At 71.8% G+C, this 21,151-nt stretch carries 22 protein-coding genes; 15 read left to right on the forward strand and 7 right to left on the reverse strand.

The window, feature by feature from the left end; genetic code table 11:
• Nucleotides 1-157: 157 nt before the first annotated feature.
• From lysX to AC07EG_RS02360, 7 genes are all read left to right on the forward strand, one after another.
• Entirely contained in the window at nucleotides 158-3,481 is a 3,324-nt protein-coding gene (lysX, locus tag AC07EG_RS02330) for a bifunctional lysylphosphatidylglycerol synthetase/lysine--tRNA ligase LysX (protein ID WP_478251132.1), read from the forward strand.
• 37 nt (nucleotides 3,482-3,518) lie between these two features.
• Nucleotides 3,519-4,148, forward strand: coding sequence for a DUF998 domain-containing protein (locus tag AC07EG_RS02335; RefSeq protein WP_478251133.1), 630 nt, complete (start codon nucleotides 3,519-3,521; stop codon nucleotides 4,146-4,148).
• A gap of 42 nt (nucleotides 4,149-4,190) precedes the next feature.
• Nucleotides 4,191-4,763 carry a DinB family protein gene (locus tag AC07EG_RS02340; RefSeq protein WP_478251235.1) on the forward strand — a complete coding sequence of 191 codons (573 nt, stop codon included), beginning with the start codon at nucleotides 4,191-4,193 and terminating at the stop codon, nucleotides 4,761-4,763.
• Nucleotides 4,764-4,991: 228 nt separating this feature from the next.
• Entirely contained in the window at nucleotides 4,992-6,773 is a 1,782-nt protein-coding gene (gene ctaD, locus AC07EG_RS02345) for an aa3-type cytochrome oxidase subunit I (protein ID WP_478251134.1), read from the forward strand.
• A 72-nt stretch (nucleotides 6,774-6,845) separates the two neighbouring features.
• Nucleotides 6,846-8,075 carry a phosphoserine phosphatase SerB gene (gene serB / locus AC07EG_RS02350; RefSeq protein WP_478251135.1) on the forward strand — a complete coding sequence of 410 codons (1,230 nt, stop codon included), beginning with the start codon at nucleotides 6,846-6,848 and terminating at the stop codon, nucleotides 8,073-8,075.
• A complete protein-coding gene (locus tag AC07EG_RS02355) occupies nucleotides 8,072-8,821 on the forward strand; it encodes a peptidyl-tRNA hydrolase (RefSeq protein ID WP_478251136.1) in 750 nt (249 codons plus the stop codon). The genes serB and AC07EG_RS02355 overlap by 4 nt, the downstream gene beginning before the upstream one ends.
• Before the next feature lie 11 nt (nucleotides 8,822-8,832).
• Nucleotides 8,833-9,237, forward strand: a complete 405-nt coding sequence (locus tag AC07EG_RS02360; protein WP_478251137.1) for an OsmC family protein — start codon at nucleotides 8,833-8,835, stop codon at nucleotides 9,235-9,237.
• Here the strand turns inward: AC07EG_RS02360 and AC07EG_RS02365 are convergent.
• Nucleotides 9,212-9,757 (reverse strand): TetR/AcrR family transcriptional regulator, encoded by a 546-nt coding sequence (locus AC07EG_RS02365; RefSeq protein WP_478251138.1) that lies wholly within the window; start codon nucleotides 9,755-9,757, stop codon nucleotides 9,212-9,214. The two genes, AC07EG_RS02360 and AC07EG_RS02365, sit on opposite strands and share 26 nt — an antisense overlap.
• A gap of 94 nt (nucleotides 9,758-9,851) precedes the next feature.
• On the opposite strand from AC07EG_RS02365, the gene AC07EG_RS02370 reads away from it, so the two are divergent.
• A complete protein-coding gene (locus AC07EG_RS02370) occupies nucleotides 9,852-10,280 on the forward strand; it encodes a DUF4267 domain-containing protein (RefSeq protein ID WP_478251139.1) in 429 nt (142 codons plus the stop codon).
• Nucleotides 10,281-10,931: 651 nt separating this feature from the next.
• Here AC07EG_RS02370 and AC07EG_RS02375 read toward each other — a convergent pair.
• Genes AC07EG_RS02375 through AC07EG_RS02385 form a run of 3 tightly spaced genes read right to left on the reverse strand, consistent with a single transcriptional unit; the run spans nucleotide 10,932 to nucleotide 14,033 of the window.
• Complete coding sequence (locus AC07EG_RS02375) at nucleotides 10,932-11,279, reverse strand: hypothetical protein (RefSeq protein WP_478251140.1); 348 nt, start codon at nucleotides 11,277-11,279, stop codon at nucleotides 10,932-10,934.
• Between the two features lie 57 nt (nucleotides 11,280-11,336).
• Nucleotides 11,337-13,415: an ATP-dependent DNA helicase gene (locus AC07EG_RS02380; RefSeq protein WP_478251141.1), complete on the reverse strand. Its 2,079-nt coding sequence runs from the start codon at nucleotides 13,413-13,415 to the stop codon at nucleotides 11,337-11,339.
• 27 nt (nucleotides 13,416-13,442) lie between these two features.
• Complete coding sequence (locus AC07EG_RS02385) at nucleotides 13,443-14,033, reverse strand: biotin transporter BioY (protein ID WP_478251142.1); 591 nt, start codon at nucleotides 14,031-14,033, stop codon at nucleotides 13,443-13,445.
• A gap of 192 nt (nucleotides 14,034-14,225) precedes the next feature.
• Between AC07EG_RS02385 and AC07EG_RS02390 the strand changes: the two genes are divergently transcribed.
• A complete protein-coding gene (locus tag AC07EG_RS02390; protein WP_478251144.1) occupies nucleotides 14,226-14,858 on the forward strand; it encodes a choice-of-anchor P family protein in 633 nt (210 codons plus the stop codon).
• Between the two features lie 18 nt (nucleotides 14,859-14,876).
• On the opposite strand, the gene AC07EG_RS02395 is transcribed toward AC07EG_RS02390, so the two are convergent.
• Together AC07EG_RS02395 and AC07EG_RS02400 are read right to left on the reverse strand one after the other, a co-directional pair.
• Nucleotides 14,877-15,449 (reverse strand): isochorismatase family protein, encoded by a 573-nt coding sequence (locus tag AC07EG_RS02395; protein WP_478251145.1) that lies wholly within the window; start codon nucleotides 15,447-15,449, stop codon nucleotides 14,877-14,879.
• Between the two features lie 13 nt (nucleotides 15,450-15,462).
• Nucleotides 15,463-16,758: a nicotinate phosphoribosyltransferase gene (locus tag AC07EG_RS02400; protein ID WP_478251146.1), complete on the reverse strand. Its 1,296-nt coding sequence runs from the start codon at nucleotides 16,756-16,758 to the stop codon at nucleotides 15,463-15,465.
• Nucleotides 16,759-16,822: 64 nt separating this feature from the next.
• Here AC07EG_RS02400 and clpS point away from each other — a divergent pair, with 64 nt between their 5' ends.
• The 6 genes from clpS (at nucleotide 16,823) to AC07EG_RS02430 (ending at nucleotide 20,432) form a co-directional block, all read left to right on the forward strand.
• On the forward strand, nucleotides 16,823-17,116 hold the full coding sequence (gene clpS, locus AC07EG_RS02405; protein WP_153035575.1) for an ATP-dependent Clp protease adapter ClpS: 294 nt from the start codon (nucleotides 16,823-16,825) through the stop codon (nucleotides 17,114-17,116).
• A complete protein-coding gene (locus AC07EG_RS02410) occupies nucleotides 17,113-17,670 on the forward strand; it encodes a DUF2017 domain-containing protein (RefSeq protein ID WP_478251147.1) in 558 nt (185 codons plus the stop codon). The genes clpS and AC07EG_RS02410 overlap by 4 nt, the downstream gene beginning before the upstream one ends.
• Nucleotides 17,667-18,665, forward strand: coding sequence for a P1 family peptidase (locus AC07EG_RS02415; protein ID WP_478251148.1), 999 nt, complete (start codon nucleotides 17,667-17,669; stop codon nucleotides 18,663-18,665). Before AC07EG_RS02410 ends, AC07EG_RS02415 begins: the two co-directional genes overlap by 4 nt.
• Before the next feature lie 66 nt (nucleotides 18,666-18,731).
• Nucleotides 18,732-19,142 (forward strand): M67 family metallopeptidase, encoded by a 411-nt coding sequence (locus AC07EG_RS02420; RefSeq protein ID WP_478251149.1) that lies wholly within the window; start codon nucleotides 18,732-18,734, stop codon nucleotides 19,140-19,142.
• 57 nt (nucleotides 19,143-19,199) lie between these two features.
• Entirely contained in the window at nucleotides 19,200-19,478 is a 279-nt protein-coding gene (locus AC07EG_RS02425) for a MoaD/ThiS family protein (RefSeq protein ID WP_113696298.1), read from the forward strand.
• A 3-nt stretch (nucleotides 19,479-19,481) separates the two neighbouring features.
• Nucleotides 19,482-20,432, forward strand: a complete 951-nt coding sequence (locus AC07EG_RS02430) for a PLP-dependent cysteine synthase family protein (protein ID WP_478251150.1) — start codon at nucleotides 19,482-19,484, stop codon at nucleotides 20,430-20,432.
• Between the two features lie 155 nt (nucleotides 20,433-20,587).
• Here AC07EG_RS02430 and AC07EG_RS02435 read toward each other — a convergent pair whose 3' ends face one another.
• Entirely contained in the window at nucleotides 20,588-21,106 is a 519-nt protein-coding gene (locus AC07EG_RS02435) for a methylated-DNA--[protein]-cysteine S-methyltransferase (RefSeq protein ID WP_478251151.1), read from the reverse strand.
• Between the last annotated feature and the right edge of the window lie 45 nt (nucleotides 21,107-21,151).

The following is a 21,151-nucleotide window of genomic DNA, read 5'->3' on the forward strand; positions in this document are numbered from 1 at the left end:
ATCGACCGGGCCAGCGTGACACGCGGGCGGGCGGCCCCGAACCGCCTGCGACCAGCTTCACACCGGTACCGTCGCGGGTCCCCCGAACGAACGAAGGATCGCCAGACTCGCGACCGATGTCGGATGAGGCGTGCCGCGGGTTGAGTAGGAGTTCCGGATGCCGGTCAAAGGGAACCCGATCTTGCGCACCCCACCCGTACCCCGCTGGAAGGCGAGGACCGCCGGGCTCATCGCCACCGTGGTGCAGCTCGGCGCCTTCTCCTCGCTGCTGTTCCTGCTGCTCGGCGACCACGGTCGCTGGCTGCGCCACGTGCTCGCCGGGGTGTTCTGGCTGCTCAGCATTCCGGCCGACGCCAACCTGGTGATCGCGCTGGTGCTGGTGGTGCTCGGCGCCGCGCTGCGGCGGCGCAAGCGGGCCGCGCTGTACGCGCTGGTGCTGTTCCAGGTCGCCGGGCTGGTCATCCTGCTCGCCGGGCAGGCCCTGCTGCTGTGGGCCCCGGACCTGGTCGACCTGCGGCCGGACGAATACGCCCACCTCCCGGAGATCGTCGTCGCGATCGGCGGGCTGCAGCTGGTTTCGGCCGCGTTCACCGTGTTGCTGCTCGCGCTCCGCCCGGCGTTCCCGGCCCGGCTGGCGCCGGGTGCCTTCCGCCACGGGCTGCTGGTGCTCTTCGCCGGCATGGCCACGGTGACCGTCGGCGGCTGGATCCTCGCCGAGGTCTTCCCCGGCACGCTGGCGAGCAGCTGGGAGCGGTTCGCCTGGGCGGCGAACCACTCCACCGGCGAGCTGCTCCGGCTGGGCCGGTTCGGCGTCGGGCACGGCCCCGACTGGCTGGACGTGCTGCTCGACCTCGGTGGCACGTTCGCCACGGTGGCCGCGTTGTTCGTCTTCTTCCGCGGGGTGCGCACCCGGCACCTGCGCACCGACGACGAAGAACTGCGGTTGCGGGAACTGCTCGCCGAACACGGCGAACCGGATTCGCTCGGCTACTTCGCCACGCGCCGGGACAAGAGCGTGGTGTTCGCGCCGTCCGGCCGGGCCGCGGTCACCTACCGGGTGCTCGGCGGCGCCAGCATCGCCAGCGCCGATCCGGTCGGCGACCCCGAGGCGTGGCCGGCGGCGGTGCGGGAGTGGCTGGCCGAAGCCCGGCGCTACGGCTGGGTCCCCGGCGTGCTCGGCGCGAGCCGCCGGGGTGCCGAAACCTACACCGCGGCCGGGCTGAAAGCACTGGAAATCGGCGACGAAGCCATTCTCGACGTCCGCGAATTCAGCCTCAGCGGACCCGACCGCCGCACGGTGCGCCAGGCGGTGAGCCGGATCGAACGCGCCGGTTTCTCCAGCCGCGTCCGCCGCCATTCCGAAATATCACCGGTGGAAATGGCGGCGCTGCTGAAAAAGGCACAGCAATGGCGTGGCGGCGAAAGCGAACGCGGGTTCTCCATGGCGCTGGGACGGCTCGGCGACCCGTCCGACGGCCGGTGCGTGATGGTCGAGGCGTTCGACGCCGGCGGCGAGCTCCGCGGCCTGCTTTCCTTCGTGCCGTGGGGACGCCGCGGCCTCTCGCTCGACCTGATGCGCCGCGACCGCGACGCCGGCAACGGCCTCAACGAATTCCTGCTGACCGAACTGGTCGCCGCCTGCTCCCGCCTGGGTGCGCAACGGATTTCGCTCAACTTCGCGATGTTCCGCGCGGTGTTCGCCGGTGGCGAGCGCATCGGCGCCGGGCCGGTGCTGCGGGCCTGGCGCGCGGTGCTCAGCGTGTTCTCCCGCTTCTTCCAGCTCGAGTCGCTGTACCGCGCGAACGCCAAGTACGGGCCCGAATGGGAGCCGCGCTTCCTCTGCTACGCCTCGGCCAGGCGGCTGCCGAAGGTCGGCCTGGTCGCCGGTGCGCTGGAAGGCTTCGTGCCGAGCCTCGGCGCCCACCGCGCGCTGCGCCTGGAATCGGTCTCCGACGACTTCGTCGACCGGGTGCGGCGGATCGAGGAACGCACCGCGGTGGCGGTCAAACCGGTGCGCCGCCCGGAGCAGGTGCGCGTGCGCATCGCCAAGCTCGATCGCCTGCGGGCGGCGGGCATGGACCCCTACCCGGTCGGTTTCGACCGCGACTGCGTGCTGGGTGACATCGTGGAGAACCACCGCGGCCTGCCACCCGATCAGCACACCGGCGAGCGCGTGCGCGTGGCCGGCCGGGTGGTCGCCCTGCGCAACCTCGGCGGCCTCTGCTTCGCGCGCCTCAAGGACTTCAGCGGGGAACTCCAGCTGATGCTCGCCGCGGACGTGCTGCCGCTGGACGACTGGCGGTCCGGGGTGGACCTCGGTGACCACGTCGGCGTGACCGGCGAGGTGGTCACCTCCCGCCGCGGCGAGCTGTCCGTGCTGGTTTCGTCGTGGACGGTCACCGCCAAGTGCCTGCACCCGCTGCCCGACCGCCGCAAGGGGCTGTCCGATCCGGAGACCAGGGTGCGCCGCCGGTACCTCGACCTGGCGGTCAACCCGGAGTCCGCGGCGATGCTGCGCCTGCGCGGCACGGTGGTGCGGGCCCTGCGCGACCGCCTGCACCAGCGCGACTTCCTCGAGGTCGAGACGCCGATGCTGCAGACCGTGCACGGCGGTGCCAACGCCCGTCCGTTCGTCACCCACATCAACGCCTACGACATGCGGATGTACCTGCGGATCGCGCCGGAGCTCTACCTCAAGCGGCTGTGCGTGGCCGGGGTGGAGCGGGTGTTCGAGCTGAACCGCAACTTCCGCAACGAAGGCGTGGACGCCACGCACAACCCCGAGTTCACCATGCTCGAGGCGTACCAGGCGTACGCCGACTACGGCACCATGCGGCGGCTGATGCGGGAACTGGTCCAGTGCGCCGCCGAAGCCGCGTACGGCAGCCAGGTGGTGCGGCGCCCCGGCGGCGAGGTCGACATCTCGGGCGACTGGCCGGTGGTCACCGTGCACGACGCGGTGTCCGAAGCGCTGGGGGAGCGGGTCGACGCGGGCACCACGGCCACCGAACTGCGCCGCCACTGCCGCCGGGCCGGGGTGCCGCTCGACGGCGCCGACGAGCTGGGGGCGGGCGACCTGCTGCTCAAGGCACACGAGCACCTGGTCGAACCGCACACGCTCAGCCCGGTCTTCTACACCGACTACCCGGCCGAGGTCTCCCCGCTGACCCGGCGCCACCGCACCGACCCGCGGCTCGCCGAGCGCTGGGACCTGATCGCCTTCGGCGCCGAGGTCGGCACCGCCTACAGCGAGCTGACCGATCCGCTCGAGCAGCGCCGCCGGCTGGAGGCCCAGTCGCTGCGGGCGGCCAGCGGTGACATCGAGGCGATGGAGCTGGACGAGGACTTCCTGCTCGCGCTGGAACACGGGATGCCGCCGACCGGTGGCCTCGGCCTCGGCGTCGACCGGCTGCTGATGCTGCTCACCGGTGCGTCGATCCGGCAGACGGTGGTCTTCCCGTTCGTCAGGGCGAGGGGCTGAACCGGTTCCCGGTGATCGCCGTGTCACCCTTTGGCGCGTGGAGGGACTGCGGCTGGTGCGCCTGGTGGCGGTGGGACTGCTCGCGCTCGCCGTGGCCGCCTACTCGGCTTGGGTGTGGGAACTCGTCGTGCCGACCGGGTTGTCCGTGCTGCGCTCGCCGGTGGACGAGGCGAGCGCGCTGGACCGGCCGCACGGGGCGCTCTTCCGCGGTGCGGAGCTGATCGCCGGGGTCGCCTTCGTGGTGGCGGTGCCGCCGCTGAACCGGCTCGCGCCGACCCACTGGGTGTCCCGGCTGTCCGTGGTCTCGGTCGGGGTCTTCGGTGTGCTGCTGATCGCGCACGCCCTGCTGCCGCTGGACTGCGCGAGTTCGGTGGACGCGCTGTGCCGGGGCACGTCGCCGCGGCACCGGGCGCACGTGGTGCTCACCGAGGTGCTGACCGCGGTCTACCTGGTCGGCGCGGGCAGCCTGGTGCGCTGGTGGCCGCCGCGCTGGCGGGCGGTGGCCGCGGTGGTCTTCGTCCTGGTCGCGGCCAGCGAACTGGGGGTGCACCTGGTCGAACCGCTGGCCGGGCTGGCGACCAGGGTGCAGGCCACCGCGATGGCCGTGCTGCTGGTGTTCGGCGCGGCGTACCTCGGTCGTGTCGAACGACCCGGGCAGGTGGCATGATTCAGCCGCCGGAACACACCTGGGGGTGCTGAAGTGGCTGAAGTGGATCCGAACGCCGGTCCGGTGGCCGACGAACGGGAGGGCTTGCTCGCCTTCCTGGCCCAGCAGCGCCGCGTGCTGCGGGCCGCCGCGCACGGGCTCACCGACGAGGAGGCGCGCCGCGCGCCCAGCCGCAGCGCGCTGAGCGTCGGCGGGCTGGTCAAGCACGTGGCGGTGACCGAGCGCAGCTGGCTCGACCTGCTGGAGACCGGCGCCCAGCCGGAGATGGAGCCGGAGGACTACGCGGACGGGTTCACCCTGCGCGAGGACGAGACGCTGGCCGGGGTGCTGGAGCTCTACGCCGAGGTGGCGCGGCGCACCGAGCGGGTGGTCCTGGCGATCGGCGACCTGAACCACCCGGTCCCGGTGCCGAAGAACGTGCCCTGGTACCCCGACCACCTCGAAGCCTGGTCGGTGCGGTGGGTGCTGCTGCACCTGATCGAGGAGAGCGCGCGCCACGCCGGGCACGCCGACCTCGTGCGCGAGCACCTCGACGGCGCCACCGCGATGCCGCTGCTGGCCGCCGCCGAGAACTGGCCGGCGTCGCCGTGGCTGCGGCCGTGGACGCGGGCGTGAGCGAAGCCACAGTCGGCCGGGCAGCCGCGGTGACCGGTGGAATGCGGCGCTGACCAGCCGACGGCCGAGGTGGATCCGCCCGGGTCAGCCCGGGTGCGGCGGCGCGGTGCCGTGATCTTGCCAGCCGGTGCGCGGCCCCGAAGCGGGCGCGGGCTACGATCCCCGTAGCCACTCGGCCGTGGCCTGTCCGCGGCCGGGACCACCACAAGAGCAGTGCAGGAGGCAGGAGTGACGGCCGTAGCCCCCAAGCCGATCGCCACGCGCCCGTACCCGGCGCGCGAGTCGGTGAAGGGTTCGTACCTGCTGCGGTTGTTCCGCACGACGGACCACAAGCAAATCGGCATCATGTACCTGGTCACCTCGTTCGCCTTCTTCATGGTCGGCGGCGCGATGGCGATGCTGATCCGGAGCGAGCTGGCCCGGCCGGGGCAGCAGTTCCTCTCCCAGGAGCAGTACAACCAGCTGTTCACCATGCACGGCACGGTGATGCTGCTGCTCTACGCGACGCCGATCCTCTTCGGCTTCGCGAACTTCATCCTGCCGCTGCAGATCGGCTCGCCCGACGTGGCGTTCCCGCGGCTGAACGCGTTCTCCTACTGGCTGTACCTGTTCGGCGGGCTGATCGTGATGTCCGGGTTCCTCACCCCGGGTGGCGCCGCCGACTTCGGCTGGTTCGCCTACACCCCGCTCTCGGACGCCATCCACTCGCCCGGTGTCGGCGCCGACCTGTGGATCTCCGGTCTGGTGGTGTCCGGTCTCGGCACCATCCTCGGTGCGGTCAACATGATCACCACGGTGGTCTGCCTGCGGGCGCCGGGCATGACCATGTACCGGATGCCGATCTTCACCTGGAACATCCTGGTCACCAGCCTGCTGATCCTGCTGGCCTTCCCGATCCTGACCGCGGCGCTGATGGGCCTGCTGGCGGACCGGCACCTGGGTGCGCACGTGTTCGACCCGGCCAACGGCGGGGTGATCCTCTGGCAGCACCTGTTCTGGTTCTTCGGCCACCCCGAGGTCTACATCGTCGCGCTGCCGTTCTTCGGCATCGTCTCGGAGATCTTCCCGGTGTTCAGCCGCAAGCCGATCTTCGGTTACAAGGGCCTGGTCTGGGCGACGCTGGGCATCGCCGCGCTGTCCATCGCGGTGTGGGCGCACCACATGTACGCGACCGGTGCGGTGCTGCTGCCGTTCTTCTCCTTCATGACCTTCCTGATCGCGGTGCCGACCGGCGTCAAGTTCTTCAACTGGATCGGCACGATGTGGAAGGGGCAGCTGAGCTTCGAGACGCCGATGATCTTCAGCGTCGGCTTCATCGTCACCTTCCTCTTCGGCGGGCTGTCCGGCATCCTGCTGGCCGCCCCGGCGATCGACTTCCACGTCTCGGACAGCTACTTCGTGGTGGCGCACTTCCACTACGTGCTCTACGGCACGATCGTGTTCGCCACCTTCGCCGGCATCTACTTCTGGTTCCCGAAGATCACCGGCCGGATGCTCGACGAGCCGCTGGGCAAGCTGCACTTCTGGACCACGTTCATCGGCTTCCACGGCACCTTCCTGGTCCAGCACTGGCTGGGCAACGAGGGCATGCCGCGCCGGTACGCCGACTACCTGGTCAGCGACGGTTTCACCACGCTGAACACGATCTCCACCATCGGCGCCTACATCCTCGGCGCCTCGACGCTGCCGTTCCTGTGGAACGTGTTCAAGAGCTACCGGTACGGCGAGATCGTCACGGTGGACGACCCGTGGGGCTACGGCAACTCGCTGGAGTGGGCCACCTCGTGCCCGCCGCCGCGGCACAACTTCACCGAGCTGCCGCGCATCCGGTCGGAGCGCCCGGCGTTCGAGCTGCACTACCCGCACATGATCGAGCGGATCCACAAGGAAGGTGAGATCACCTTCACCGGCAAGCCGAAGCCGCACGGCGAGCCGAAGGCGCCGTCGCAGGTGCTCACCGAGGCCGCGATCCCGGGTAACCACACCAAGGACAACGCGGGCGAGCAGTGATCGAAGTCCCGAAGCGCGCATCCCGGATCCCCGGGGTGCGCGCTTCGTTTTCTGCGTGAGGGAAGGGCGACAGTGACGAAGACCCCGGTCCTGATCACCACCACCGGCCCCGACAAGCCGGGCGTCTCCTCGGTGTTGTTCGCCGCGCTCACCCGGCACGGCGTCGACCTGCTCGACGTCGAGCAGGTGGTGATCCGCGGGCAGCTGGTGCTCGGCGTGCTGGTGGGCGTCGACCGCGACCCCGAGGGCCTGCAGGAGTCGGTCGAGCAGGCCATGCACTCGGTGTCCATGCAGGTCGAGGTGAGCATCGGCGCGGCCATCGGCGAGGACCCGTTCGCACCGGCCCGCCAGGACTCCAGCCACGTGCTGGTGGTGCTCGGCCTGCCGTTCACCGCGCGGGCGTTCACCGAGGTGGCGCGGCGGCTGGCGGCGCTCAACGCGAACATCGACTCGATCCGCAGCATCGCCGACTACCCGGTGACCGGGCTCGAGGTGTACGTCTCGGTCGCCGACGACACCGAAGAGGCCGACGAGGCGCTGCGCACCGCGCTCGCGGACGTGGCCTCGCGCGGCGGGCTGGACGTGGCCGTCGAGCGGGCCGGGCTGACCCGGCGGGCCAAGCGGCTGATCGTGTTCGACGTGGATTCCACGCTCATCCAGGGCGAGGTGATCGAGATGCTCGGCGCGTTCGCCGGGGTGGAGCCGCAGGTCCGCGAGATCACCGAAGCCGCGATGCGTGGTGAGCTGAACTTCACCGAGTCGCTGGAACGGCGGGTGGCGCTGCTCGAAGGGCTGCCCGCGACGGTGCTCGACGACGTGGCGCGGTCGTTGCAGCTGACCCCGGGCGCGCGCACCACGGTCCGCACGCTCAAGCGGCTGGGGTACCGCTGCGGGGTGGTCTCCGGCGGGTTCAGCACGATCATCCAGAAGCTGGTCGACGACCTCGGCCTGGACTTCGCCGCGGCGAACGAGCTGGAGATCGTCGACGGCAAGCTGACCGGCAAGGTGATCGGCGAGGTGATCGACCGGCCGGGCAAGGCGGTGGCGCTGCGCCGGTTCGCCGCCGACTACGGCATCCCGCTGAGCCAGTGCGTGGCGGTCGGGGACGGGGCCAACGACATCGACATGCTCTCGGCGGCGGGCATGGGGGTGGCGTTCAACGCCAAGCCCGCCTTGCGCGAGGTGGCGGACACCGCGTTGTCGCACCCGTTCCTGGACGCGGTGCTGTTCATGCTGGGCATCACGCGGGCCGAGGTGGAAGCCGCCGACGCCGCCGACGGCCTGCAGCCGGACCGGCCGTGATCCTCGAACCGCTGGCGGCGCGGTACGCGTCGTGGCTGGGGCTGCCCGCCGAGGAGACCGCGCTGCCGGAGGCCGCCCCGGACCAGGTGCGGGCGATGCCGGTCATCCTGCGCATGGAGAAAGCGGAACCTCCGGAGCGCACACCCCTGTTGGAAGCCGCCGCCGCGGCGGCTTTGGCGGTGTGCTTGGACGAGCGCGCGAAGCCGGGCGGGGAGTGGCACGAACCGGTGCGGGACTGGGTGTCCGGGCACATCCGCAAGGTCGCCCGCCGTGCGCGGGGTGCGCACTGGCAGGCCGTGCAGGAGCTGCCGGGGGTGACCGTCGCGGTGGACGGGGCCGAGGCCCGCGCGTTGCTGCCGGGCCGGGTGGTCGACGCGCCGAAGGAGGTCTCGCGGTTGCAGATCTCCGGGAGCGAGTTGCCGCCGGACGAGCCGGGGCCCGCCCCGGACGGGCCCGTGCTGCTGCTCAACCCCGGCGTGGCGATGACCGTCGGCAAGGCGGCGGCGCAGGTCGGGCACGGCACCATGCTGCTGGCCTCGCTGCTCGACGAACGCCGGCTCGCCGCGTGGGGAGACCGTGGTTTCCGTTGTGCGGTACGGACTCCCTCGCGGGCGGAGTGGGCCGAGCTGCACCCCGGCGACGACCCGGGGCGGGCGTGGGCGGACCGCGCGGTGATCGCGGTGCGCGACGCCGGGTTCACCGAAGTGGAGCCGGGCACCGTCACGGTGCTCGCCCAGTGGCGGTAGAGGAGGAGTTCGTGGGGCTGGAAGTGGAGCGGATCGGCGAGCACGTGTTCGCCGGGCGCAACGAGCGCGGCGCCGAGGTCCGGATCGGCCGCAAGGGGCAGGCGGAGGTGTTCTCTCCGGCGGAGCTGCTGCAGCTCGCCGCGGCGGGTTGCGCCGCGGTGACCGCCGAGGACCTGGTGGTGCGGCGGACCGGCGAGGACGCGCGGTTCCGGGTCGAGGTGACCGCCGACCGGAACGACGCCGCGTCCGAGCTGGACGCCGTCCACGTGACCTTCGACGTCGACCTGTCCACCCTGGACGACGACCGCCGGGCGGCGCTCGCGGTGGCGGTGGACCGGGCGATCGACCGGTTGTGCACGGTGAGCCGGACGCTGAAGAAGGGGATTCCGGTCAGCGAGGAGTTCCCAGCAGCTTGACCAGCAGCGCGATGCGCTCCTCGCGGAGCCCTTCGCGCAGCCGGTGGTCGCGGGTGAGCGTGACGATCCCGTGCATCGCGCTCCACGCGACTTCGGTGAACGTCTCGGGGTCCTGGTCCCCTGCCAGCGGGGCGAGGATTTCGAACAGCTTCGCGAAGGCGTTCTTGAGCGGTTCGGGCGCTTCGGCGCCGAACTTCAGTTCTGTGCTGAGCGTGAACATCGCGTCGTATAGCACGGGGTTGTCGAAGGCGAAGCGGGTGTAGGCGCGGACGAGCGAGTCGGCCGAACGGGCGGCGCGCATCGCCTCCGTCAGTTCCGCCATCCCTTCGAGTGCGACCGCCGTGACGATGGCTTCCTTGCTCGCGAAGTGGCTGTAGAGCACCGGCTGGCTGTAGCCGATCCGCAGGGCCAGTTGCCGGGTGGTGACGGCTTCCCACCCTTCCCGCTCGGCCAGCTCGCGGGCGGTGCGGATGATCAGCTGGTGGCGTTCGGCGCGCTCCCGCGCCCGGCGGTCGGACATGCCCTCGAATCTAGCACTGCTAGCCAAACTAGCGTTGCTAGTGCTAGCGTTGCTAGAAGTTCTAGCGCCGCTAGTTTCCGTGGAGGGCAGCATCATGGGTCGGAAGATCGCCAACGGCATCGCTCTGCTGGTCGGCATCGGCGTCATCTACATCGGCGTGACCTTCCTGCTCACGCCGGAAAGCGCCGCGGCGGGCTACGGCGTCCCGGTCTCGGCCGGGGGCGACTTCGGGGCTTACCTGGCGGTCAAGGGTTTCCGGGACATCGCTTCGGGTTTGGTCGTGCTGGCCCTTTTCGCCCTCGGCCAGCGGCGGGTGCTGGGCTGGGTGCTGCTCGCCATGACGGTCATCCCGCTCACCGACGGTTTCCTCGTGCTGAGCCACGGCTCCGCCGCCGCGGCCTTCGGCTGGCACTTCAGCACGGCGACGTTGATGCTGGTGGCTGTTTCGCTGTACTTGACGGCGAAGGTGCCTGAGGTGGCTGGTGGGGGACGGCGGGGGAGCCGCCCCGGTTTTTCAGTGTGACTACGGCGAAGGCCGCGATGTCAAGGCGGGAAAGATGCCTTGACATCGCGGCCTTCGCCGTGTTTTTGGCGGTGGACCGGGGCGGGGTGGGGGTTCTGGGCGGGCTGCGCCTGTGGGTGCCCCGGGCCACGGTGGGCTCGTCATGGGGGTGACGGCTGGGTGGTTGCTGTGGGGGCTGCGCCTGTGGGGCTGGGCGTTGCCCCCGTTGGGTGCCCCTGTTTGTGGGGTGGCTGGGCGCTGTTCCCGTTGGCCACCACCCGGCCTGTGGTGGGTGAGGTGAGGTGGGGTGGTGTGGCTTGGGTGGCTGCTGCCGTTTGTTGCCCCGGTTTGTGAGGGGGGCGGTGGGCTTGCCCGTTCGGTGGCCCGGTTCGTGTGGGGCTGGGCGCTACTCCCGTTGGGTGCCCGGTCTGCGGGGGTGTTGGGGTGGGCTGCTTCCGTTGGGTGCCCGGTCTGCGGGGGTGTTGGGGTGGGCTGCTTCCGTTGGGTGCCCGGTCTGCGGGGGTGTTGGGGCGGGCTGCTTCCGTGGGGTGCCCGGCCTGCGCGGTGTTTGGGGCGGGCGGGCTGGTTGGCTGCTCCCGTCGGGCGCCCGGCTGGCGGCGTGGGGGCCTGGGTGGCTGCCCCCGCTGGGTGCCGCCTGCGGTGTGCGGTGGGCTAAGCCTCGGCGGCGGTGGCCTTCCAGACCACGTAGGCCTCATCGGCGTCGGTGGTCATGGCTTCGACGAACTTGTCGTTGTCGAAGCCGGGGAGGGCCTGAAGGCGTTCGATCAGGGCGTCGGCGGCTGGGTCGCCGCTGGGGATGGCGGTGCCCTTGCCATCGGCGCCGGCCAGCATGATGAACACGTCCTCTTTCCACGGCCCCTCGGGAATCACCCGGATCACCACGGCGGACAGTTCGGCCCAGGTGACGGACTCCTCGGTGCCGTCGGCGAGCAGGCGGCGGACTCCGGTGTCGTCGACCGCGACCGAGCGGGACTGCGCGTGGGTTGAGTCCTGGGACAAACTACGACTCCCTCGTCTTTGCGTTCCGTTTACGGTACTGCCGCTGACAACCGGGACTCAGGCGGGGGCGGCGGCGTCCAGCCGGCGCAGGGCGGCCTTGGCCACCTCCGGGTCCGTGGTCGGCCAGAACGGCGGCAGCGAAGCCCGCAGGAAACCGCCGTACCGGGCGTTCGCCAGCCGCGAATCCAGGATGGCCACCACGCCGCGGTCGCTGGTCGACCGGTGCAGCCGACCGACGCCCTGGGCCAGCAGCAACGCCGCGTGCGTGGCCGCCACGGTGAGGAAACCGTTGCCGCCGCGGGCTTCCACCGCGCGCTGGCGGGCCGAGGAGACCGGGTCGTCGGGCCGCGGGAACGGCAGCCGGTCCACCAGCACCAGTTGCAGCGACGGGCCGGGCACGTCCACGCCCTGCCACAGCGACAGCGTGCCGAACAGGCAGGTGCGCGGGTCCTCGCTGAACTTGCGCACCAGCAGCGAGGTCGAATCGTCACCCTGGCAGAGGATCGGGTGCTCGACCCGGTCCCGCAGCGCCTCGGTGGCCTGCTTCGCCGCGCGCATCGAGGAGAACAGGCCGAGCGTGCGGCCGCCCGCGGCGTCGATCAGCTCGGCGATCTCGTCCAGCGTGCGCTCGGCGAGCCCGTCGCGGCCGGGCGTGGGCAGGTGCTTGGCCATGTACAGGATGCCGTTCTTGCGGTGGTCGAACGGCGAGCCCACGTCGAGGCCGGTCCAGCGCACGGTCTCCTTGTCCGACGGCGCCTTCTTCTCCGTCGCCGTGCCGGGGTCCGGTTGGCGCTCGGTGGCCTGCGACGGCGGCAGCCCCCACTGCCGGGCCAGCGTGTCGAAGGTGCCGCCGAGCGCCAGGGTGGCCGAGGTCAGCACGGTGGTGGTCTGGCCGAACACCCGTTCCCGCAGCAGCCCGGCCACGCTCAGCGGGGCCACGTGCAACGCGGGCGGCCGCGGGTTCGACGAGTACGGGTCGCCGCTGAGCCACACCACGTCCGGCCGGTGCGCCTGGTCCTCGTCGAACGCCCCCAGCAGCCGGACCGCGGTGTCGTGCACCTCCTCCAGCAGCGTGCGCGCGAGCTTGCGGGCGGTCGCCTCGTCGGCGCCGTCGTCCTTGCGGTCGGAACCGAGCGCGGACAGGCAGGTGTGCGCGGCGTCGCGGACCATCGGCAGCGCGCCGGTGAGCGGCTGCGGCAGCGAGTCCAGCTTGCCCGGGGGCAGGTCGTCGAGCACCAGCGCCAGCCCGTCGCTGGCCTCCATCAGCCGGTCGGCCAGGTCGGCGTCGATCAGCTTCCCGCAGCGGCGCCCGGCGGTGGAGACCATCGCGCTGGTCAGCTCCGCGGTGGCCACCGAGGTGACCCGGTCGACCAGCTCGTGCGCCTCGTCGATGACCACCACGTCGTGCTCGGGCAGCACCTGGTAGCCCTGGAGCGCGTCGATGGCGAGCAGGGCGTGGTTGGTGACCACCACGTCCGCGCGCCCGGCTTCGGCCCGCGCGCGTTCGGCGAAGCAGTCGGTGCCGATCGGGCAGCGGGACACGCCGAGGCATTCGCGTGCGGACACCGACACCTGCCGCCACGCCTGGTCGGACACGCCGGGCACCAGTTCGTCGCGGTCACCGGTCTCGGTGTCCGACGACCACTCGTGCAGCCGCTTGACCTCCTTGCCCATGCGCGACACCGCGAACGGGTCGAACAGGGCCTGGTCCTCCGGCTCCTCCGGGGCACCGGTGTCGAGCCGGTGCAGGCAGAGGTAGTTGCGCCTGCCCTTGAGGATGGCGAAGGTCGGCTCGCGGCCGAGCGGCTTCTTCAGCGCCTTCGCCAGCCGGGGCAGGTCGCGGTCGACCAGCTGGCGCTGCAGCGCGATGGTCGCGGTGGAGACCACCACGGTGGTGTCCTTGGCCACCGCGTGCCGGATCGCGGGCACCAGGTAGGCCAGCGACTTGCCGGTCCCGGTGCCCGCCTGCACGGCCAGGTGCTCGCCGGTGCGGATGGCGCGGCCGACCGCGTCGGCCATTTCGACCTGACCCGCGCGTTCGGCCCCGCCCACCGACTCCACGGCGTGCGTGAGCAGCTCCAGCACCCCCGGGAGGTCGCTCCTGCGTGCGGTGGTGATCTCAGCGGACTTCGGCACGAGGAGCAACGGTACCGGGGGCCACCGTCAGTTCTGGCGGCGGAAGCGGTTCACCACCGCCCAGGTCACCGGCAGCAGCCCGGCCGCCACGACGATCTTCAGCGCGTCGCCGAGCAGGAACGGCACCACGCCCTTGTCGAAGGCGGTGCCGAGGTCCATCGACGCGGCGGCCATCAGCCACGGCACGCCGACGGCGTAGATGGCCAGGTTGCCGAGCACCATGGTGCCCGCGGTGCGCAGCGGGGTGCGGTCGCCGCCGCGGCCCGCCAGCGCGCCGACCAGCGCACCGGCCAGCACGAAGCCGACGATGTAGCCGGCGCTGGCCCCGAACAGCCCGGAGCTGCCGCCGTTGAACCACGGCACGCCCGCCGCACCGACGAGCAGGTACAGCAGCATGGCGGCACCGCCGCGCTGCCAGCCCAGCGCCGCGCCGACCAGCAGGGCGGCGAAGGTCTGGCCGGTCATCGGCACCGGGCTGCCGGGCACCGGGATGACCAGTTGCGCGGCCAGGCCGGTCAGCCCGGCACCGGCGGCGACCAGGGTGAGGTCACGGGCCAGCGCACCGGGGATGAGGTCCGCCAGCACGGGGCGGCGGGCGGCGAGGGTCAGCGTCGACAAGGCGGCCTCCACGAAAGCGTTGTGCCAAGAGCTCTCGGGGCAGGTTAACGCCCGTGCACCGGCAAAATCCCCCGAAGTCGGGTAGCTCACTCATTACTCGTCCGAGTGGTGTGCCCCCGCCGGGGTTCGGCTGTTGATCTCCCCTGCCGATGTCGATGAGGAAGATTCATGTTCCGGTGGAGGGAGTGCAGTGTGAAGTTGAGGAAAACCGCCGTGGCGGTGTGCGCCTGCCTGCTCGCGGCCCCGGCCGTGGCGCAGGCCGCTCCGGGTGCCACCGCGTCGGCGACCGCGGGCTCGGTCGACCTGACCGAGGGCACGCAGACCGTGCAGGAGGGGCCGGTCGGCGAGTGCCGGCTCGGCCAGCAGGAGACCGTCAACGCGCCGGGAACGCAGATCGGTGCCACCCGGTTCGGCAAGAGCGAGGCGCGGTGCTCGCTCGCCGCCGACACCGGGTTCGCCACCAGCGTGGTGCGCGGCCAGCGGTTCGAGACGAGCGTGCTGCGCGCGTACGGCGGCCCGGTGCTCAAGGTCGGCAGCTACAGCGCGCGCTGCGACACCACGGCCAACGGCGCCGGTGGCGTGGTCGAGCTGAACCAGGTCGCCGGCATCACCGTGCCCGCGACCATCGAGCCGAACCACACCATCCTGGTGCCGGGGAACGACGGCGGGACGGTGGCGAAGGTGGTGCTCAACGAGCTGGTCGCGCCGACCCCGCCGGACGGCAGCCTGGTCACCAACGCCATGCGCGTCCAGCTGTTCCCGGACGGCGGCCCGGCCTCGGGCGAGATCGTGGTCGGCTCGGCCGCCTGCGACCCGTTCGCCTGAGCGCGGTGCCCCCGGTGGTCAGCCGGCGACCACCGGGGCGCCGGTCAGCTCGGCACCGGCGGCCCGCAGGTCCGCCAGCGCCCGGTCGGTGGTGTCCCGTGCCACGCCGGCGGTCAGCCCGAGCAGCACGCGGACGGTGAACCCGGCCTCGACGGCGTCCAGCGAGGTCGCCCGGACGCAGTGGTCGGTGGCGATGCCCACCACGTCGACGGCGTCCACGTCCCGTTCCCGCAGCCAGTCCGCCAGGTTCTCCCCGCTGTCGGTGGTGCCCTCGAAACCGGAGTAACCGTCGCTGTACTGGCCCTTCGAGAAGACCGTCGCGATCGGGCCCCGGTCGAGGGCGGGGTGGAAGTCGGCGCCGGGGGTGCCCGCCTCGCAGTGCCGCGGCCACGACCGCACGTAGTCGGGCTCGTCGCTGAAGTGCGCGCCCGGGTCGATGTGGTGGTCCCTGGTCGCCACGACGTGGTCGTAGGCGTGCTCCCGCAGGTGCTCGGAGATGCGCGCGGCCACGTCGGCACCACCGGCCACCGCCAGCGCCCCGCCCTCGCAGAAGTCGTTCTGCACGTCCACCACGATCAGCGCGTTCGCCATCGCCCAGCTCCTTTCAGCGGAAAACCGTCGGCACGGCGGGGTCGCCGTGAGACAGCTTGAGACCCTCCCACGGCAGGCTCACCAGGCCCTTGCGCAGGCGTTGCCGCGCGTCGTCCAGGGTGGGCAGGCCGTCGACCGGCTGTCCAGCCCGCACCAGGGGGAGCTGCAGCTCGCGGTCGTCGGGGCCGAGGTCGGGAGCGGGGCCGCTGAGCGGGTAGACCACCTCTTCCAGTGCGGTGCCGGTCGGCTTGTGCCGCCGGAACGCGCCCTTGCGGCCACCCCGCGACTCCTTGTGCGTGCTGCGCTTGGCCACCGGGCGGCCGTCCACCTCGACCAGCTTGTAGACCATGCCCGCGGTGGGTGCGCCCGAACCGGTGACCACCGAGGTGCCCACGCCGTACGCGTCCACCGGCTCGGCGCGCAGGGCCGCGATGGCGTGCTCGTCCAGGTCACCGGAGACGACGATGCGGGTGTCCTTGGCGCCGAGGGAGTCGAGCTGCTCGCGGGCGCGGCGGGCCAGCGGGCCCACGTCGCCGGAGTCGATCCGGATGGCACCCAGTTCGGGACCGGCCACGCGCACCGCGGTCTCGATGCCGGCGGTGATGTCGTAGGTGTCCACCAGCAGGGTGGTGTCGGCGCCGAGCTTGTCCACCTGCGCGCGGAACGCCTCCTCCTCGCTGTCGTGCAGCAGCATGAACGCGTGCGCGACGGTGCCGCGGGTGGGGATGCCGTAGCGGCGGCCGGCCTCCAGGTTCGAGGTGGTGGCGAAGCCGGCCAGGTAGGCGGCCCTGGCGGCGGCGACCGCGGCGTACTCGTGCGTGCGGCGCCCGCCCATCTCGATGATCGGCCTGCCGTGCGCGGCACTGGCCATGCGCGCCGCGGCCGAGGCGATCGCGCTGTCGTGGTTGAGGATGGACAGCACCAGCGTCTCCAGCACCACGCCCTCGGCGAAGCTGCCCCGCACGGTGAGCACGGGCGAGCCGGGGAAGTACAGCTCACCCTCGGCGTAGCCGTCGATGTCCCCGCCGAACTCGTAGTCGGCCAGCCAGGACAGCGTCGCGTCGTCGACCACCGCGGTGGCTTCGAGCTGGCTGATCTCGGCGTCGGTGAAGCGGAAGTCGCCGATCGCGTCGAGCACCCGCGCGGTGCCCGCCACGACGCCGTAGCGCCGCCCGCCCGGCAGCCGCCTGGCGAAGACCTCGAACACGCACGGCCGGTCGGCGGTGCCGTCGGCCAGTGCGCTGCCCAGCATGGTCAGCTCGTAGTGGTCGGTGAGCAGCGCGGTGCTGCCGGAACGCTCGGGGGCCATGGCGCAACCCTATGGGCTGACCTGCCGGACCACCGGACGTGGGCGACGTGACACCATGGAGGCCATGAGTACGCCTGCCGCCGAACCGATGGTGGAGCCGTCCGCGGCCGACCTGGGGGCTGAGGACAAACCGTGGCAGACCGTGGTCTGGAACGACCCGGTGAACCTCATGTCGTACGTGACCTACGTGTTCCAGAAGTTGTTCGGCTACAGCCGCGACCACGCCACCAAGCTGATGCTGGACGTGCACCACAAGGGCAAGGCGATCGTCTCGTCCGGTGGCAAGGAGAAGGTGGAGGGCGACGTGGCCAAGCTGCACGCCGCCGGGCTCTGGGCGACCATGGAGCACCCGTCGTGAAGCCGTGGCGCCGCAAGGGCGCGCGGGTGCAGGCGGGTTTCGAGCAGCAGGAGGCCGCGGTGCTGCGCGGCCTGATCAGCCAGGTCGACGACATGCTGCGCGCCCGGTCGGAGGAGGCCCCGCAGGACGAGCTGGCCGAGCTGACCGGCATCCGCACCGGCCCGAGCCAGGCCCCGGACGACCCGGTGCTCTCCCGGTTGCTGCCCGACTTCCACCGCCTCGACCCGGACAACCCGGCCAAGGAGGACCTCGACTCCGCCGCCGCGCTGCGCTCGCTGCACGAGCCGGAGCTGCTGGACGCGAAGGTCGGGGTGGCCGCGGTGGTGCTGGACACGTTGTCGCCGGACGGCGGTGAGGTGCGGCTGAGCTTCGAACAGGCCGACGCCTGGCTGTCCGCGCTGAACGACGTGCGCCTGGCGCTGGGCACCGCGCTGGACGTCACCGAGGACATGCCCGACGAACTGCCCCCGGAGGACCCGCGAGCGCCGCACCTCGGCGTGTACCACTGGCTGACCTGGGTGCAGGAGAGCCTGGTCCAGGCGCTGACCGAGTGAGCTCCATCACCGACGTCCCCGGCGTGCTGGTGGGCCACCACCAGCGGGTCGGCGGCGGCTGGGCCACCGGCACCACGGTGGTGCTGGTGCCGGACGGCGCGGTCGGTGCGGTGGACCAGCGCGGAGGCGCGCCGGGCACCCGCGAGACCAATCTGCTGGAGCCGGAGAACCTGGTCCAGCGGGTGAACGCGGTGTGCCTGTCCGGCGGGAGCGCGTACGGGCTGGCCGCCGCCGACGGGGTGGTGCGCTGGCTGGGTGAGCGGTCGATGGGCTTCCCGGTGGGTGCGCAGCCGCACGAGGTGGTGCCGATCGTGCCCGCCGCGGTGCTGTTCGACCTGCCGCGCGGCGACTGGGGCAACCGGCCGGACGCGTCGTTCGGCTACGCGGCCTGCGAAGCCGCCGCTCCGGGTGACTTCGCGCAGGGCACGGTGGGTGCGGGTGCCGGGGCGGCGGCCGGCTCGCTCAAGGGCGGCATCGGCACGGCGAGCGAGCGGGTCGGCGAGTTCGTGGTCGGCGCGGTGGCCGCGGTGAACGCCTCCGGTGAGGCCGTCGACCTGCGGACCGGCCGGGCGTTCGCGGCCGATCACGAGGTGGACGCCGAGTTCGGCGTGCGCTGGCCGGACCGGCCGGGTGAGGTCTCCGCCGCGCCGACGGACCTGAACACCACGATCGGCGTGGTCGCCACGGACGCGGCGTTGTCGAAGGCGGAGGCCCGGCGGCTGGCGGTCGCCGCGCAGGACGGGCTGGCCCGCGCCGTGCGCCCCGCGCACACGATGTTCGACGGCGACACGGTGTTCGCGCTGGCGACGGGCGCGCGGGAGCTGCCGGTGGCGAGCGGGCCGTTCGCCGACGCTTCGCGGGCCGGTGGGCTGGACCAGCTGTGCTCGGCCGCCGCCCGGGTGTTCGCCAGGGCCATGGTGCACGGCCTGCTGGCCGCCACCGGTGCCGGTGGGCTGCGCGCGTACCGGGAGGTCTGGCCGGAAGCGTTCGGCTGAGGTCAAGCCTCCGAGGGCTCTGTCTCAGTGGGTGGACGAGGCTTGTCCAGCACCTAGGATGAGATCGTGCTTCGGATCCGCCGTGAACTAGTCGACGAGATGGTCGCGCACGCCCGCCGGGACCACCCGGACGAGGCGTGCGGGGTGATCGCCGGGCCGGACGACGGCTCGGACCGCCCCGAGCGGTTCATCCCCATGCTGAACGCGGCGCGCTCGCCGACGTTCTACGAATTCGACTCCGGTGATCTGCTCAAGCTCTACCGCGAGATGGACGCCAACGACGAGGTGCCCGTGGTGATCTACCACTCGCACACCGCCACCGAGGCGTACCCGTCGCGCACCGACGTGTCCTACGCCTCCGAGCCGTTCGCGCACTACGTGCTGGTCTCCACCAGGGACCCCGAGGTGCACGAACTCCGGTCGTACCGGATCGTCGACGGTGAGATCACCGAGGAGCCGGTCGAGATCGAGGAATAACCGCCCTCGCCCGAACGTCAGCCCACTACGAGAGATCCCAAGCGGAGGTAGAAATCCATGGCCGTGAACGTGTCCATCCCCACCATCCTGCGGACGCACACCGGCGGTGAGAAGTCCGTCGAGGCGTCCGGCAAGACGGTGCTCGAGGTGATCGACGACGTCGAGAGCCGCCACGGTGGTATCAAGGCGCGCCTGGTCAAGGACGAGAAGCTGCACCGGTTCATCAACGTCTACGTCAACGACGAGGACGTGCGCTTCGCCGGTGGGCTGGACGCCGAGGTCAAGGACGGCGACACGCTGACCATCCTGCCCGCGGTGGCCGGCGGCGCGCGCTAGGCCATGGCGCGCTACGAGTCGCTGCTCGACGCGCTCGGGGGCACCCCGCTCGTCGGGTTGCCCCGCCTTTCGCCGACGCACGACGTGCGGTTGTGGGCCAAGCTCGAGGACCGCAACCCCACCGGCTCGATCAAGGACCGGCCCGCGCTGGCGATGATCGAGGCGGCCGAGCGCGAGGGCGTGCTGCGCCGCGGGTCCACCATCCTCGAGCCGACCTCGGGCAACACCGGGATCGCGCTGGCGATGGCGGCCAAGCTCAAGGGCTACGGGCTGGTCTGCGTGATGCCGGAGAACACCTCCGCCGAGCGCAAGCAGCTGCTGCAGGCCTACGGGGCGCGGATCGTGTTCTCCCCGGCGGCGGGCGGGTCGAACGAGGCCGTCCGGCGCGCGAAGGAACTGGCCAAGGCCAATCCGGACTGGGTGATGCTCTACCAGTACGGCAACCCGGCCAACGCCGACGCGCACTACCGGGGGACCGGGCCGGAGCTGCTGAAGGACCTGCCCACGCTGACGCACTTCGTCGGCGGGCTCGGCACCACCGGCACGCTGGTGGGCGTCGGCCGCTACCTCCACGAGGCGAAGCCGGACGTGCAGATCATCGCCGCCGAGCCGCGGTACGGGGAGCTGGTCTACGGCCTGCGGAACATCGACGAGGGGTTCGTGCCGGAGCTGTACGACCCGAGCGTGCTGAACGGGCGGTACTCGGTCGGTGCGTACGACGCGTTGCGCCGGACGCGGGAACTGCTGGAGCACGAGGGCATCTTCGCCGGGATCTCGACGGGCGCGGTGCTGCACGCCGCCCTGGCCGTCGCCGAAAAGGCCGCGGCTCGCGGGGAGAGCGCGGATGTCGCCTTCGTGGTGGCGGACGCCGGTTGGAAGTACCTTTCGACGGGCGCCTACAGCGGCACCCTGGACGACGCCGCCGCCAGGCTCGACGGGGAACTCTGGGCCTGACCCACCGCCGGGTGGGCGGCTCGCTGCCGCCCACCCCCGGACTTCCCGCGATCTGCTGCTACCTGGTCTGCGGTCTCACCCTCTTCCCCTACGGCTCGCCACCGCCGCGTCGACGAGTTGATCGCCGACCTCGTCCGGTACGCCATGAACAGTCGTCACCACAGTCCTGGCGGCAGGTGGCCCTCCAGCGTGAGCAGCTGCCGCTTCGACGGCACGCCTTCGCCACCGCTGAACCCGCCCAGCCCGGTGCTCGCCAGCACCCGGTGGCACGGCACCACGATCGGGATCGGATTGCTGCCCATGATCGACCCGATCCCCCGCGCGGGCACCCCCGTCCCGCTCCGCGAAGCCAGCTCCCCGTACGTCACGGTCTTCCCGTACGGCACCGTTTCGTACAACGTCCCGAGCACCCGTTGCTGCGTCGCCGAGTACAGCCGCCAGTCGACGGCGAAGCCGAACCGCTCCCGCCTGCCGTCGAAGTACTCCCGCAGCTCGGCCAGCACCGGCGCCACCCGAGCGTCGTCGGTGACCACCGGCAGGCCGAGCCGCGCGGCGATCCGCTCACGCAGCTCCGGGGTGTCGTCGAACGCCGTCGACGCCAGGCCCGCCGGGGTGACCGCCACCAGCACCCGGCCCACTTCGGCAGCCAGGCTGCCGAACGCCACTGTGTCCATGACCTTCATTATTCCGCCACCACCGACAATCCCCGTCGGGTAGCT

The organism is Amycolatopsis sp. NPDC045836 (genome assembly GCF_056431745.1).